Here is a 14575-nt window from a genome sequence, read left to right as displayed (position 1 = left end):
CCTCAGGGGCCTTATCCCCACATTATTTCTGTAAGTGTCTGCTTTTTGTAATTTAAAAATACCTTACAATAATTGCCCGGTTATGTCGTAAATATAAAATGAAACATAAAGTCAATCTACCTGATGGAACCATTCAATTGATAAATATTACAAGTGCTTACTTCAAAACATGGCACGTTTGGAAGGTTCAGTTTGATAATGGCAAAGCAGTTATGCTTTTTAAAATGGGCAGCGAATGGATGCAACGAACAGAAGACTTTTTAGACGAACACGTATTGCAGGCAATAGGCAACTGTATTGACAAGATAATAATTAACAGAAATAATATGGCTTATTGAGCTTGACAGCCGCTGCCGCGGGTTTAGTGCAGCGTAACCCGTGGTGCGCCATTTAGTAAGCTTTCAGCTTACTATCCTCTCTTTAGTACCCTTACCTGTGCCGTAACCAACAGGCCGGATGAAGCAACAATCCTAAAACCCATCCAATCCAGCCACTAATTCGTTACATTAAGTTTGTGTTAACACACCTTTTCCTTCAAAATCAATCAGTATTTTTGGGTATAATTTCTATCCCATGAAACTAAAACTGATCCTCTGTATTGCTGCAGTTAGCATAAGTTTACAAGCCATCGCCCAAATTCCCGGTAAAATAGCAGCCACCAACCAGGTGCTGTTACCAAACGGCTGGAAGCTGAGCCCGGTTGGCCGCTCATTGCCGCTTGGCGATCTGCCTTTAAACATGCAATTATCTGCATCGGGCAAATTACTGGCGGTTACCAACAACGGGCAAAGCACGCAATCTATCCAACTGATTGACCCCAAAACCGAAAAGCTGCTGGATGAAAGGATCATCAAAAAATCATGGTATGGCCTGGCTTTCAGCAGGGACGAAAAAACATTGTATGCATCAGGCGGAAATGATAACCGCATCCTGGTTTACCCTATTGAAAACAATAAGATAGGCGCGGCAGATACCATAAAGCTTGGTGAGTCGTGGCCCAAAAATAAGATCTGTACTACGGGCATTACGCTTAACAAAAGCAATACCCGCTTATATACCGTTACTAAAGAAGACAGCGTCTTATATGTAATTGAACCCGCCAGCCATAAGATCCTAAAAAAGGTAAAGCTGGCAGCCGAGGCCTATAGCTGCATCCTCTCGCCCGATGAAAAAACGCTGTATATCTCCATTTGGGGTGGTGAAGAAGTGAGCTGTTACAGTACGGTTACCGGGGCAATAAGCAATATAAAAACCGGCAGTCACCCAAATGAATTATTACTGAATAAAAAAGGTACCTGGTTGTTTGTTGCTAACGCGAATGACAATTCTGTTTCGGTTATAAACACCGCTACCCGTAAAACAGTTGAGGTGATCTCTACTTCGCTTTACCCTACCCGATTAACAGGCTCAACAAGCAACGGGCTTGCATTATCTGCCAATGAGAAAACATTGTATATAGCCAATGCAGATAACAATTGCCTTGCCGTATTTGACGTTACTAAGCCGGGCGAAAGCAAAAGCCAGGGGTTTATCCCGGTTGGCTGGTACCCTACCAATGTAAAAACACTGGGCAGTAAAATACTGGTTGCAAACGGTAAAGGCTTTACCTCAATGGCTAACCCAAAAGGACCGCAGCCGGTTAGAAAGACCGATAACAGCGGCTACCAAAAAGGTGCTGTTAACAGCAGGGAGCAATACATTGGCGGGTTGTTTAAAGGAACGCTTTCGTTTATTGATGCGCCAAATGAAGCGCAACTAAAAGGTTATACCAAACAGGTGTATGCCAATACCCCTTTTAACAATAAAATTGCAGCTACTGCTGCCGGTGAAGCCGGCAATCCTATCCCGCGCAAGCGGGGTGAGAAATCGCCTATAAAACATGTGTTCTACATTATAAAAGAAAACCGCACTTACGACCAGGTTTTGGGTGATATGCCAAAAGGCAATGGAGACACTTCGCTGTGCATTTTTGGCGCTAAGGTTACCCCAAACCTTCATGCAATTGCCAATGAGTTTGTTTTGCTGGATAATTTTTATGTAGATGCCGAAGTGAGCGCTGATGGCCATAACTGGAGCATGGCGGCCTACGCTACCGATTTTATTGAAAAAACCTGGCCAACCGGCTATGGCGGTCGCGGTGGAAATTATGATTCGGAAGGTACCCGCAAAGCCGGTGATCCACGCGATGGCTATATATGGGATTATTGCAAAAGAGCCGGTGTAACCTATCGTACTTATGGCGAGTTTATTGACGATGGCAAGCCAAATATTAAATCGCTAAAAGACCATTTCTGTGCACAGGCGCCGGGGTTCGACCTGAGTATAACCGACATTAAACGTTCGCAAGTTTGGGCGCATGATTTTGATTCGCTGCTCAGCATAAATGCCGTACCACAGTTTAACACCATCAGGATCAGTAACGACCATACCAGCGGGCAAAAAAAGGGAGCGATCTCTCCCATAGCTGCCGTAGCTGATAATGACCAGGGAGTTGGCCTTATTATAGAGCATCTTTCGCAAAGCCCGATCTGGAAGGAATCTGTCGTGTTTGTATTGGAAGACGACGCTCAAAACGGCCCCGATCACATCGATGCGCACCGCTCTCCGGTTTATGTGGCAGGGCCATACGTAAAACGTAATGAGGCTATCCACAGCATGTATTCTACATCGGGCGTGCTGCGTACTATAGAATTGATATTAGGTTTGCCGCCAATGAGCCAGTATGATGCATCGGCCCTGCCGCTTTATGAATGTTTTACCGGCAAGCCTGATTTTTCGCCTTACATTATAAAACCTGCACAGGTTAACCTGGAACAACGCAACGTTGCTGATAACAAAAGCAGTATCCGTTCTGAGCGTTTTAATTTTTCAAAAGAGGATGCAATTCCCGATCTGGATCTGAACGAGGTGATCTGGAAATATGTAAAAGGTGAGAGCGCCATTTTACCCGTCCCCAAACGCAGCGCTTTTGTGATACTGGAAAAGAAGAAAAAGGATGACGATTGAGGCAAAAAGTCATTAGTCATTGGGCAATAGTCATTAGGGGAGGTTTAGCGTAACGAACTCGTGGTATGGTGTGCATTCAGTTTCAGCTGGACATCTCACATATTTTCTTTTCAAAAACAATTTCATAATTTAGAAAGTTTTAACACCAATACACCAATCACATGGCCAAATTAGAAAACGACTTTCTGAAGGTAGAAATAAGCACAAAGGGAGCGGAGCTTACTTCTGTTTATAACAAAGAAACTCAAACCGAACACCTTTGGCAGGCCGACCCGGCCTTTTGGCCCTGGCATGCGCCAAACCTGTTCCCGGTTGTAGGCGGTTTGATAAATGATGAGCTATTGGTTGATGGCAATACCTATCCAATGGGCAGGCACGGGTTTGCCCGGCAATCGGAATTTGTGCTGTTGGAGAGTGATGATGTACATGCCGTTTATTCGCTTCCAAACAGCGAAACCACCTTACGCGTTTATCCTTATAAATTTGATTTCCAGGTTTTATATACGCTGATAGATAATGCGCTGCGGGTAACTTACAAGCTCATTAACCACGACAAAAAAACAATTTACTTCTCTGTTGGCGCACACCCGGCTTTCAGAGTCCCTTTTAATGCAAATGAGCGGTATGAAGACTATTACCTGGAGTTTGAAATCGAAGAAAAATTAGTAACGCACTTATTATCAAAAGATGGCTTTTTTAACGGCGAAACCCATCCTGTTGCTGCACCAAAAAACAGGTTGTATTTAACCAGGGACCTGTTTAAAGATGATGCGCTGGTATTTAAAAACATTAAATCGCGCGAGGTGTGCATCAGGAGCGATAAACATGAACAATCCATTTCGGTTGAGTTTCCTCACTTTAATTACCTGGGCCTGTGGGCAAAACCCGGCGCAGATTTTGTTTGCATTGAACCATGGCTTGGCTGTGCCGACACAGTTGATAAACATGTTGACATCAGCAAAAAAGAAGACATCCAGCATTTAAAACCCGGTCATGTTTTTGAGGCTGCATTTTTTATTAGTGTGTAGTTTAGTTGATTGAGTTGAATAAGTTAGACTAAGTTGAATAAGTTTATGATAACTGATCCAACCAGGAAGTTTATAAAACTTCAAGAACCTAATTAACCTAATCCAACTCGATCAACCCAATCTAACTTAATCAACTTAACATGACATCTGATCCTACCAAAAGATTTACAGAACGGGTTGATAACTATGTAAAATACCGGCCCGGCTATCCCAATGAGGTGATTGATTTTTTGCAAGATGAATGCGGGTTAACTGAAGAATCAATAATTGCAGACATAGGATCGGGAACAGGCATTTTTACAAAATTACTGCTTGATAAAGGCTACATAGTTTATGCTATTGAACCAAACCTGGCTATGCAACAGGCCGCCAAACAATGGCTGGGCAGCTATGAAAACTATACTGCTGTTGATGCCATTGCAGAGGCCACAACTTTGCCACACAAAAGCATTAACCTGATTGTTTGTGCGCAAGCTTTCCATTGGTTTAATGATGACCGTACCCGAGCCGAATTCAAAAGGATCCTGAAAGATGGTAGCTCTGCCGCTTTGATCTGGAACAATCGCCTGACTGATACCGATGACTTTTCACGCGCTTATGAAAATCTGCTCAAAAACGGTTCGGTAGATTATAATAAGGTAAACCATCGCAACATAACCGATATCGACTTTAAAGCTTTTTTTAAAAATGGCCAATACAAACAGGTTAATTATCAAAATGCACAGGTATTTGACCTTGACGGCTTAATGGGCCGTGCATTTTCATCATCATATGTACCGCCTCAAAACTCTGAAGAAGGGAAAAAGTTCAGGGAATTGTTGCAGGCCATTTTTTCAAAATACAATGGAGGCGGCAAGGTAAGCTTTCAGTATCAAACTGAAATATATATTGGCCAGGTATAAGGTTTAAGGCTTATCATGGATTTATTTATAAATTTATATCCATGAAGACCCTCTCGCAGCTGAAAAAAAACCTTAAGAATAATTTCTCAGCGTTAAAGCCCGTTAAGGTGGCGCTGCTTGGTGACAGCGCTACACAATTGCTTTCTGTTGCTTTAAGAGGTACGGGTTTTGATCTTGGGTTTGATCTGCAAATTTGGGAAGCTGACTTTAACCAAATTGAGCGACAAGTATTTGACCCTGCTTCCGCGCTTTATGAATTTAAACCGGAAATCGTTATCCTGTTTCAATCGTCGCATAAACTTCTCCAAAAATATAATAAGTTAAGTCCGGAGGCATACGAGACCCTCGCCAATCAGCAACTGGAGCTGATTGCCAGCCTGAACACTACTATAAGTGCCAGCTTAAATTGCAGAATAATTTATTATAATTACACCGAAATAAACGATTCCGTATTTGGCAGCTACGCCAATAAAACACCGTCCTCATTCTTGTTTCAAACCCGTAAGCTCAATTACGAACTGATGCTATATGCGGCAAACCAACCCGGTTTTTCCATTTGTGATCTTTCCGCTATCCAAAATCAATTTGGCAAAGCAACCCTTTTCCACCCATCTGTGTATATAAGTACAGATATGGTTTTAAGTATTGACATTTTGCCACAAGTAGCCGCCGGCACAACTGCGCTTATTGCGGCCATGTATGGCAAAATTAAAAAGTGCCTGGTGTTCGATCTTGACAATACCATTTGGGGCGGCATAATTGGCGATGATGGATTAGAGCAGATCCAACTCGGCAGCCTGGGTATAGGAAAGACATTTACCGAATTTCAGCATTGGCTCAAAAAATTGAAAAACAGGGGGATCATCCTCGCTGTTTGTAGCAAAAACACCGAATCAGTTGCTAAAGAAGCTTTTGAAAAACATCCCGATATGGTTTTGAAGCTGGAGGACATAGCCGTTTTTACAGCAAACTGGGAAAACAAGGTTGATAACCTGCGGGAAATTCAAAACACACTGAACATTGGATTTGATTCTATGGTTTTTTTAGATGATAATCCGTTTGAACGAAACATGGTACGGGAGCACATTCCTGAGATAACTATTCCCGAATTGCCGGAAGACCCTGCTGATTATCTTGAATATTTATACTCCTTAAACCTGTTTGAAACCGCATCATTTACCAATCAAGATGCCGAAAGAACAAAACATTACCAAACAGCGGCCAAACGAATTACTGACCAGCAAAGCTTTGTTAATGAAAATGATTTTTTAAAAAGCCTAAACATGGTTTCTATAGTGGAACCTTTCAACAAGTTTAACATCCCGAGGGTTGCACAGCTTTCACAGCGATCAAACCAGTTTAATTTACGTACCATCCGCTATACAGAAGCAGCGCTTGAAAAGCTTACTGATTCACCCGGTACTTTTACTTTTTCATTTACCCTGGAAGATAAATTTGGCGATAACGGGTTGATCTGCGCAGTGATCCTGGAAAAGGAAAGTGCGGATACTTTATTTATTGATACCTGGTTAATGAGCTGCCGGGTGCTGAAAAGAGGAATGGAAAACTTTGTATTGAACACTTTGATAAACTTTGCCAAAGCAAAAGACTTCAAATATTTAAAAGGCGAATACCTGCCAACCGCCAAAAATCAAATTGTAAAAGATCATTATAAAAATCTCGGCTTTTTTGAAAAAGATGCTTACTGGATAGCAGATGTCAATGCCTGTAAAACAAAAGATATATTTATTAACTATAAATAATGGAGCAAACTATTAATTATATCTATAATAAGATAGAGGCCATTAATCCTATCCATAGCAAAAAGCTCAAAAAAAATATAGCCTTTTTTGATGAACGGTATGATAAGTTAGCCGATGCCTTTTTTAAAAAATACATTCAAATCCTGCAGCTTCAAAATAAGACATTGGATTATGCAATAGATTGTTACCTGCAAATGATAGCCGATGTAAACAGTGAAACCATTGAATTTTTACGAACCGGGAAATATACCAGCAGTACCTTCGAAGAAGTAAACCAACGGGTTTACGCCCGACCCGAAACCATGGAATATTACATGCATGGTTTAATAATGTCGCAGTTTTTGTGGAAACATCATTACCAAATGCTGGATTATTTTATTAACACATTGCCAGGGTATCGCAATAAAACAAAAAGCTATCTTGAAATTGGTGTCGGGCATGGGTTATATCTTTCAAAAGCCTTAGAAATTCTTGATGATAAAACCACTTTAACTGCTGTAGATATCAGCAGAACCTCCATCGCCTTAGCAAAAAGCTTTATAAACGATGACCGGATTGCGTATAACCTCGAAAATATTTACGATTATAATAATGGTGAAAAGTTTGATTTTATTACGCTGGGGGAAGTGCTGGAGCATGTGGAGAATCCCTTACAGTTGCTGTTGAAAATATACGGTTTACTAAGCGATAATGGCGTATTGTTTTTCACTACCCCTACCAATGCGCCCGCCATTGATCACATCTATCTTTTTAATAATGTTAACGAAATACAAGCGATCATAAAAGCTGCCGGCTTTGAAATTGAATCGGAAAGGTCATTCTTATCAGAAGAGGTTTCGCCGGAAAAAGCGGAGAAATTTAAAATAGCTATATTGTATGGAGCGTTCGTTAAAAAGGCTAAGATCACCCAATAAAAAAACACCCGGCAAGTATGAACAGAAGTGAAATATTAAAAACAGTAAATGAGGTTTTTATTGACATACTGGATGATGAAAGCCTTGTTTTAACCGAAGAAACTTCGGCCAATGATGTTGAGGATTGGGACTCTCTAAATCATATCCAGATAGTGGTGGCTGTTGAAAAACAATTTAAGATCAGGTTTACCTCGCAGGAAATTTTAAGCTGGAAAACCGTTGGCGAAATGATCAGTTCTATCAGTTCAAAAACCTTGTAGTCCCACCCAACCCTCCCCGGAAGGGAGGGCTTTAAAAAAGCGCGAAGCTAAAGTCTCCCCTTCCGGGGGAGATTTAGAGGGGGCTACCAAGCTTTTGTGGAGGATCACATTTGTGTTTCCCCTTAACTTAATGACATTGGACGCAGCTTCGGCCAATATTGTGACAACGGATTTTAATCCGTTGAGGAAGCTATAAATAAAGCATAAATTTATAAATATGAAATTTCATCATATTGGAGTGGCCTGCAAAAACATTGATGAAGAAATAGTAAATATTTCTAAGATTCATACCATTGTTAAACAAAGTCCAAAAGTTTTTGATGAGCAGCAAAATGCAGAACTGGTTTTACTAACCCTGGCCGATGGCACCAATATTGAACTGATCTCGGGCAAACAGGTAGAAACTTTCCTCAAAAAAAATATTACTTACTATCATATATGCTTTGAGGTAGATGATATTAATACAGAAATTGAAAGATTGGTAAATGAGAACGCATTTGTAATATCGCCGCCAAAACCAGCCCTATTATTTCAAAACAGGCTGGTTGCCTTCCTGAACGTTTCTTATGGAATGATAGAATTGCTCAACTCAAAATAACCACGCAAATGCTTTTTACCTCCCTCCCATTTGTGTGTTTTTTTGTTATCTTCTTCCTGTTGTATTGGTATATTTTCAGCGGCAATCTTAAACTTCAAAATTCCCTCATTCTAACAGGCAGCTATGTATTTTATGCCTGGTGGGACTGGCGATTCCTTTTTCTGCTGATCGGCAGCTCCGCATTAAATTACATTTTAGGCATCTATATAGATAAAAGTAAAAATGAAAAGCAGAAAAGCCTTTTACTTTGGATAGGATTGATCCAGGGATTGGGCTGTTTGCTGTTTTTTAAATATTTTAATTTTTTTATCAAATCGTTCATCAGTGCTTTTGGCGTGTTTAATATCAAGGCTGATATTTATACGCTTAACATTATTCTCCCGCTTGGGATCAGCTTCTATACCTTCAGAACAATTAGTTATTTGTTAGATATTAAAAGCGGCAAAATTAAACCCGCCACAGATTGGGTTGTGTTTTTCTCCTATGTGGCTTTTTTTCCAGGTTTGCTCTCTGGTCCAATTGATCGCCCAAAAACACTCATCCCGCAATTAGAAAAGAAAAGAGTTTTTGATTACAGCCAGGCATCTGACGGGATGCGCCAGATTTTGTGGGGATTATTTAAAAAGATCGTTATCGCCGATAATTGCGCATTGTTTAATGCAGAAATTTTTGATCATTATAAAACCCTGCCAGCCAGTTCCCTGCTGTTTGGTGCTTTTCTTTTTACCATCCAGGTTTATGCTGATTTTTCAGGATATTCAGACATGGCAATAGGTTTGGCTAATTTATTAGGATTTAAAATTACCCGCAATTTCAACTACCCGTTTTTCGCCCAAAATATTGCTGATTTTTGGCGCAGGTGGCATATCTCCTTAACCTCCTGGTTAACTGATTATGTGTTTATGCCTTTAAGCGCCTACTTCCGCGATTATGGAAAATCCGGATTGATATTGGCCATATTGATCAATTTTACCCTCATAGGCGCCTGGCACGGCGCCAACTGGACCTTTGTATTTTTCGGTTTCCTGAATGGCTGTTTTTATATCCCACTGGTATTAAGGGGTACGCTTAATAAAAAGAAAAAGGCCGGCAGCCAATCTGCTTTAAAAGCCTTCGTAAATATGGCCGGGATGTTTATCCTGTTAATGTTTACTTTCCTCATTTTTCGTGCGGATAGCTTATCACAGGCTTTTGATTATTACGGCAAGCTATTTTCGCCTTCTCTGTTTTCGGGCTTTGTAATAACTGAAAAACTAAATACTGCCGTCACACTTTTATGCATTGCAATAATGCTGTTAACAGAATGGCTGCAACGGGATAAACAGCATGCTTTACAAATTGATGCTATCAAAATATTCCCTGTAAGGGCTTTGATCTACTTTGGTTTAATCTTCTTCATTCTTTCCTTCAGCGCCACAAAGAATGCCGACTTTATTTATTTTAAGTTTTAGGATATGATAAAGAAGCCGCTCAACAAATTCCTTTTTAAAGCACTACTGTTTGCTGTGCCGGTATTTTTATTTTTTGAGATCCTATTTCGTTTTGGTTTTTCGCCAATAGTTACCAATTCAACACTTTTTGATCTAAAGATGTTGAAAGTACAACAGCAGCATATAAAAAAGGTAAGCTTATTATCAATGGGTTCATCTGTAAATCTTTACGAGCTGAACTCTAATATTGTGGTGCAAAACATCCATCTCTCCTACTATAATTTTGCATCATGGGGATTGCAAATGGTAGACATGAACCCATTGCTGAAAGATTTTGTTAAAACCTATCATCCAAAATATGTTGTTATCTGCTCCTCATTTCCTGAATTTATATCACCCCAAAACAATTCATATTTAAATTATATAAATGCTAATGGTTTTCTAAAAAACCGTTTCCCTGAACTGTTTTACTTTAAAAACTATAATTCACTGCACCAGATAGCCCGCAGAAAATTAACAACCTACCCGCTTAACCTGGATAACTGGGGTGGTGCAACTTTAAGGATAAAACAAAAAGATATTGACCGGCAAAAATGGGATGAGCATGATATATTCCCTACAAGATACACACAAACTAATTATAATGCATTAGATAGCATAAGCACTTTTCTCAGTGAACAAAAAGTGAAATTTATTTTTGTGCAGGCGCCTGTAAAAAAATCATATACCAATACGCCTGTATCCAAACAACTTCTCCTGTTGCACTTTGAAACATGCAAATCAATTGTTGAAGGGCAGGGCGGGATCTATTTAAATTACTATAACCCGGTTGTATTTACAGACAGTTTATTTTTTGACCAGTACCATTTACAGGATACCGGGGCTATTATATTTACAAAAGAGGTAGTAGCTGATTTGAAGAAGATAATTGATAACTAGTGTTAAGTCTTAAGACTTGACACTAGTTATGTTTTGATACAAATAGTGTTCCGGTTACTCTTTAACCACCTCATTCAATATCGGATGATTCAAAGCGGAAATTTTTGTATGCCCACTCTTCAGCTCATCAAACACCACAATTTCATTTATCCCCTTTTTAAGCCATCCTGCCGGAATATATATAGTTTGCTGCGGACCGATGTTCCAGTATTTACCCAAATTATGTCCGTTTAAAAACACAAAACCTTTGCCATATCCATGCAGATCAAGATATGTATCACCAACCGCCTTTAAAGTAAATGTCCCCTTGTATAGCGCGGGCTGAAGTTTGCCAGCAGCTTTATTAGCTAAATATTTAAAGCTGTTAACGGTGCTGAAAGGAAATTTATACATTTTCCAGCCGGTAAGTTCCGTATCATTTAAAGTAACCTTCTCGGTGATCCCATGGCGGTTATCTATCAGGAAAGGGCCGTAATTGATGCGGCCGTTGTTCTCTACAAGGATGTCTAAAACATCTCCCTTTTTAGCATTGTTTATTTGCAGTGAATCCTGCTTAAACCGCCTGTCTAGCACGCTGATGCGTTTACCGTTTAAGTAAACTGTGGCATAGTCGCGCATTTCTTTAATTTTTAAAAGTCCCGATGCTGCATTTTTAAGTGTGGTACGGTATAGTACAAAGCCATAACCCTGGTTCAAATCTTCAAAGCAAAGCGGCTTAGCCGAAACAACAGGTACCCCTGCGTTGCTAAACAAAGCAGCCCTGCTCACCAGGTTAATATTTGGAATAGCCATGGCCTTATTTGTTGCCGGCACTGCAGGCAATTTCTCACCTGCCGGCAAATGTTTCTCAATTACTTCCCTGAATTTATAAAACTTGGCTGTTGGATTGCCCGATTCATCCAGCGGCGCATCATAATCATAGCTGGAAGTTTGTGGATCATAAGGATCCTTCTTGTTCATGTTTGCACCATTCATAAAATCGCGCGTGGTGCCACCGTGAAACATATAAAGGTTAATGGAGATCCCTGCGGTTAAAACCTCATCCAGCTTTTTGGCATCTTTATCAGCATTGCTGCCGGCATGGGGAGTGCCCCAGCTATCAAACCAGCCCGGGTACCATTCAGCTATGTAATATGGCCCTTTACCATCATGGTATTTATTGATCAGCGCTTTTACCGCTTTAGGATCATCCAACCCGTTTACCGCAGGTAAATAGCCCGGCAAATAACCCGCTGGCAATTGTGTAGGACCGTCGCAGGTAAAGAGTAAACCGCTAAAACCACCTTCACGGAATATTTTACGGTTAATATCAAGGTATTCTTTATCGTTACTATATGAGCCGTATTCGTTTTCTATCTGCACCATTAAAATATTGCCCCCGTTGGTAACCAGTAACGGCGAAAGCTGCTTGCCCAGCTGCATAATATAATCATGGTAGTATTTCAAAAACTTAGGGTCTTTGCTGCGCACTTTCAAGGTTTTATCTTTTAGCAGCCACCACGGGTAACCGCCAAACTCCCACTCGGCACATACATAGGGACTTGGGCGCAATACAACCCAAAGGCCTTCTTCTTTTGCTATCCGTACAAATTCTGCAATATCGTTATTGCCGGTAAAATCATATTTCCCTTCTAAGGGTTCCTGTGCGTTCCAGAAAACGTAGGTACCAATAGAATTTAAACCCATTGCCTTTGCCATTTTCATCCGTTGTCGCCAATACGCACGCGGAATGCGGGTGCAATGCATTTCACCCGAGATGAGCTGCAATGGCTTGCCATCCAATAAAAATGTTGAATCGCCAAGTGCAAAAGTGTGACTGGCTTTCTGAGCGCTGCACAGGTTTGAAATGATAGTTAATGCAAAAAGTAATACGGCAAGCTTTTTCATCTGTTTCGGAGAATTAATTGGTGAGGCAAAGTAGTGAAATAAAATAAATGTCGCAAATACATTAATTTAATCGCGCAATACATTTGTTTAGCAGGGCAAACGCATTAAATAAATCATTTTTTCTTATGGCTCACTAAGCAAATTAAAAGGAGGCTCCGATGGAGCCTCCTTTTAATGCGTTTACCCTATTTGTTTAGCCTTTAATTTTTATAAATTAAAAAATAAATTTACCTTGCATCAGGAAATGGTGTCTTCCTTTTAAAAACCGCATTCGCTGATGACGCCTGCAACATCGATCAAAAGCAATAAAGCTTGTTGATATAAAGTTTGTGGGTGAAAAATTTAAATTCTGTACCTAATAATAATCAAATCCCGGAAATATCCGGCCGGGTTTTTATTACCTTCCTTTTTGTTAAACCTAAAGCCATTAAATCATAATGACTGAAACCAGACCTATCCCCTTTAAAGAACACTTTACAATTGTGAAGCACCTGGTTCGCTGGACCATTATGACCATCCCTGTTGCAATAGCTATTGGCAGCGTAGTAGCTTTTTTTTTATGGCTTCTTACTGCCGCCACTCATTTCCGGTTCGATCATAAATGGCTGTTATTCCTGCTGCCGTTAGCCGGCTTGCTCATTCATTTTATTTATCAAACCGTTGGCAAATCTTCCGAAAAAGGTAACAACCTGATAATAGACCAAATTCATGAGGAAGGCGCAGGCGTACCCCGGAAAATGGCGCCGGTTATTTTATTCACTACCATAATAACACATTTATTTGGCGGCTCAGCCGGGCGTGAAGGCACAGCTGTACAGATAGGCGGCAGCATTGCCGCCATGTTTGGCAAATGGTTTAAATTAAACGGACCGGATACGCGACTGATCCTTACCGCAGGAATAGCAGCTGGCTTCGGGGCCGTATTTGGCACGCCGGTTACCGGGGCAATATTTGCCATGGAAGTTTTAACCATTGGCCGGATAAAATACGATGCATTGCTTCCGGCTTTAGTAGCGGCAGTAGTTGGCGATATAACAGTTGGCGCATGGCACGTTAACCATACACAATATCATATTGCACTAATACCACACACTCCCGGCTTGATAAGCGATTACCTGCATTTCGATTTGTTTTTGCTGGGTAAAGTAATTATTGCATCCGCAATTTTTGGGCTCGCCAGCTTTCTTTTTGCGGGAATGGTGCACGAAATAAAAAGCATTTGCCTTAAGCTGTTTAAACATAACTGGATGATCCCCGTATTTGGCGGACTTGTAATCATCGGCCTCACCTTCCTTAATGGCAAGCCCGATTACCTGGGCCTGGGTGTTGATGCCGAATATCATGGAGCTGTAACTATCCCTTCAGCCTTTAATGCAGGTGGAGCGGATACCTGGAGCTGGCTCTGGAAAACCATATATACAACAGTTACCCTTGCAACAGGCTTTAAAGGTGGCGAGGTTACGCCTTTGTTCTACATTGGAGCAACTTTAGGCAATACCTTATCGGCTTTATTAAACGCTCCCGTTGGCCTGTTTGCCGCCCTGGGCTTTATTGCTGTGTTTGCCGGAGCAACCAATACCCCGCTGGCCTGTACCTTTATGGGCATTGAATTATTTGGTGGTGAGCACGCCCTGTTATTTGCAGTTGCCTGTTTTACCGCTTATTTCTTTAGCGGCAATTCAGGTATTTACAGTTCACAACGCATAGCGGTCCCGAAAATATTGGATGACGATTTCCCGGGAGACGAATCTGTTTCCGATGCCACTAAACGGCGGGGATACATGTATGAAAAATTGAAGAAATATTATATCCCTTTAAAACGAAAAAGCAAGTAATAAGCAGCTGTCT

At 40.8% G+C, this 14575-nt stretch carries 12 protein-coding genes and 1 riboswitch; of the genes, 11 read left to right on the top strand and 1 reads right to left on the bottom strand.

All coding sequences use genetic code 11. The features are described 5' to 3' along the window. Positions 1–98 precede the first annotated feature (98 nt). From BUE31_RS27720 to BUE31_RS27675, 10 genes are all read left to right on the top strand, one after another. Complete coding sequence (locus BUE31_RS27720) at positions 99–338, top strand: hypothetical protein (RefSeq protein ID WP_073407134.1); 240 nt, start codon at positions 99–101, stop codon at positions 336–338. A 235-nt stretch (positions 339–573) separates the two neighbouring features. Then, positions 574–3006 carry a bifunctional YncE family protein/alkaline phosphatase family protein gene (locus tag BUE31_RS27715; protein WP_073407133.1) on the top strand — a complete coding sequence of 811 codons (2433 nt, stop codon included), beginning with the start codon at positions 574–576 and terminating at the stop codon, positions 3004–3006. A 161-nt stretch (positions 3007–3167) separates the two neighbouring features. Continuing rightward, positions 3168–4034, top strand: a complete 867-nt coding sequence (locus BUE31_RS27710) for an aldose 1-epimerase family protein (protein ID WP_073407132.1) — start codon at positions 3168–3170, stop codon at positions 4032–4034. Positions 4035–4174: 140 nt separating this feature from the next. Next, the gene (locus BUE31_RS27705) at positions 4175–4936 is read left to right on the top strand and encodes a class I SAM-dependent methyltransferase (RefSeq protein ID WP_073407131.1); all 762 of its coding nucleotides are present in this window, start codon (positions 4175–4177) and stop codon (positions 4934–4936) included. A gap of 41 nt (positions 4937–4977) precedes the next feature. After that, complete coding sequence (locus tag BUE31_RS27700; RefSeq protein ID WP_073407130.1) at positions 4978–6699, top strand: HAD-IIIC family phosphatase; 1722 nt, start codon at positions 4978–4980, stop codon at positions 6697–6699. After that, positions 6699–7613 carry a class I SAM-dependent methyltransferase gene (locus tag BUE31_RS27695; RefSeq protein WP_073407129.1) on the top strand — a complete coding sequence of 305 codons (915 nt, stop codon included), beginning with the start codon at positions 6699–6701 and terminating at the stop codon, positions 7611–7613. Before BUE31_RS27700 ends, BUE31_RS27695 begins: the two co-directional genes overlap by 1 nt. Positions 7614–7630: 17 nt before the next feature. After that, positions 7631–7873: an acyl carrier protein gene (locus tag BUE31_RS27690; protein WP_073407128.1), complete on the top strand. Its 243-nt coding sequence runs from the start codon at positions 7631–7633 to the stop codon at positions 7871–7873. Positions 7874–8090: 217 nt separating this feature from the next. Next, positions 8091–8471 carry a VOC family protein gene (locus BUE31_RS27685; RefSeq protein WP_073407127.1) on the top strand — a complete coding sequence of 127 codons (381 nt, stop codon included), beginning with the start codon at positions 8091–8093 and terminating at the stop codon, positions 8469–8471. 8 nt (positions 8472–8479) lie between these two features. After that, positions 8480–9922 carry an MBOAT family O-acyltransferase gene (locus tag BUE31_RS27680; protein WP_073407126.1) on the top strand — a complete coding sequence of 481 codons (1443 nt, stop codon included), beginning with the start codon at positions 8480–8482 and terminating at the stop codon, positions 9920–9922. 3 nt (positions 9923–9925) lie between these two features. Next, a complete protein-coding gene (locus BUE31_RS27675; protein ID WP_073407125.1) occupies positions 9926–10840 on the top strand; it encodes a hypothetical protein in 915 nt (304 codons plus the stop codon). A 54-nt stretch (positions 10841–10894) separates the two neighbouring features. Here BUE31_RS27675 and BUE31_RS27670 read toward each other — a convergent pair whose 3' ends face one another. Continuing rightward, positions 10895–12727, bottom strand: coding sequence for a glycoside hydrolase family 35 protein (locus tag BUE31_RS27670; protein WP_073407124.1), 1833 nt, complete (start codon positions 12725–12727; stop codon positions 10895–10897). A 231-nt stretch (positions 12728–12958) separates the two neighbouring features. Further along, positions 12959–13021, top strand: a riboswitch (Fluoride riboswitch). A 143-nt stretch (positions 13022–13164) separates the two neighbouring features. Here BUE31_RS27670 and BUE31_RS27665 point away from each other — a divergent pair. After that, the gene (locus tag BUE31_RS27665; protein WP_073407123.1) at positions 13165–14562 is read left to right on the top strand and encodes a voltage-gated chloride channel family protein; all 1398 of its coding nucleotides are present in this window, start codon (positions 13165–13167) and stop codon (positions 14560–14562) included. The last annotated feature ends 13 nt before the right edge of the window (positions 14563–14575 follow it).

It is taken from the genome of Mucilaginibacter sp. OK098, assembly GCF_900142915.1.
Lineage (GTDB): Bacteria > Bacteroidota > Bacteroidia > Sphingobacteriales > Sphingobacteriaceae > Mucilaginibacter.
This window is presented reverse-complemented; position numbering and strand designations above follow the sequence as displayed.

Coding starts and splice junctions, on each gene's coding strand:
- BUE31_RS27710 (WP_073407132.1), top strand. CDS start 3,168: ATGGCCAAATTAGAAAACGACTTTCTGAAGGTAGAAATAAGCACAAAG.
- BUE31_RS27670 (WP_073407124.1), bottom strand. CDS start 12,727: ATGAAAAAGCTTGCCGTATTACTTTTTGCATTAACTATCATTTCAAAC.
- BUE31_RS27665 (WP_073407123.1), top strand. CDS start 13,165: ATGACTGAAACCAGACCTATCCCCTTTAAAGAACACTTTACAATTGTG.
- BUE31_RS27695 (WP_073407129.1), top strand. CDS start 6,699: ATGGAGCAAACTATTAATTATATCTATAATAAGATAGAGGCCATTAAT.
- BUE31_RS27675 (WP_073407125.1), top strand. CDS start 9,926: ATGATAAAGAAGCCGCTCAACAAATTCCTTTTTAAAGCACTACTGTTT.
- BUE31_RS27680 (WP_073407126.1), top strand. CDS start 8,480: ATGCTTTTTACCTCCCTCCCATTTGTGTGTTTTTTTGTTATCTTCTTC.
- BUE31_RS27700 (WP_073407130.1), top strand. CDS start 4,978: ATGAAGACCCTCTCGCAGCTGAAAAAAAACCTTAAGAATAATTTCTCA.
- BUE31_RS27705 (WP_073407131.1), top strand. CDS start 4,175: ATGACATCTGATCCTACCAAAAGATTTACAGAACGGGTTGATAACTAT.
- BUE31_RS27720 (WP_073407134.1), top strand. CDS start 99: ATGAAACATAAAGTCAATCTACCTGATGGAACCATTCAATTGATAAAT.
- BUE31_RS27715 (WP_073407133.1), top strand. CDS start 574: ATGAAACTAAAACTGATCCTCTGTATTGCTGCAGTTAGCATAAGTTTA.
- BUE31_RS27690 (WP_073407128.1), top strand. CDS start 7,631: ATGAACAGAAGTGAAATATTAAAAACAGTAAATGAGGTTTTTATTGAC.
- BUE31_RS27685 (WP_073407127.1), top strand. CDS start 8,091: ATGAAATTTCATCATATTGGAGTGGCCTGCAAAAACATTGATGAAGAA.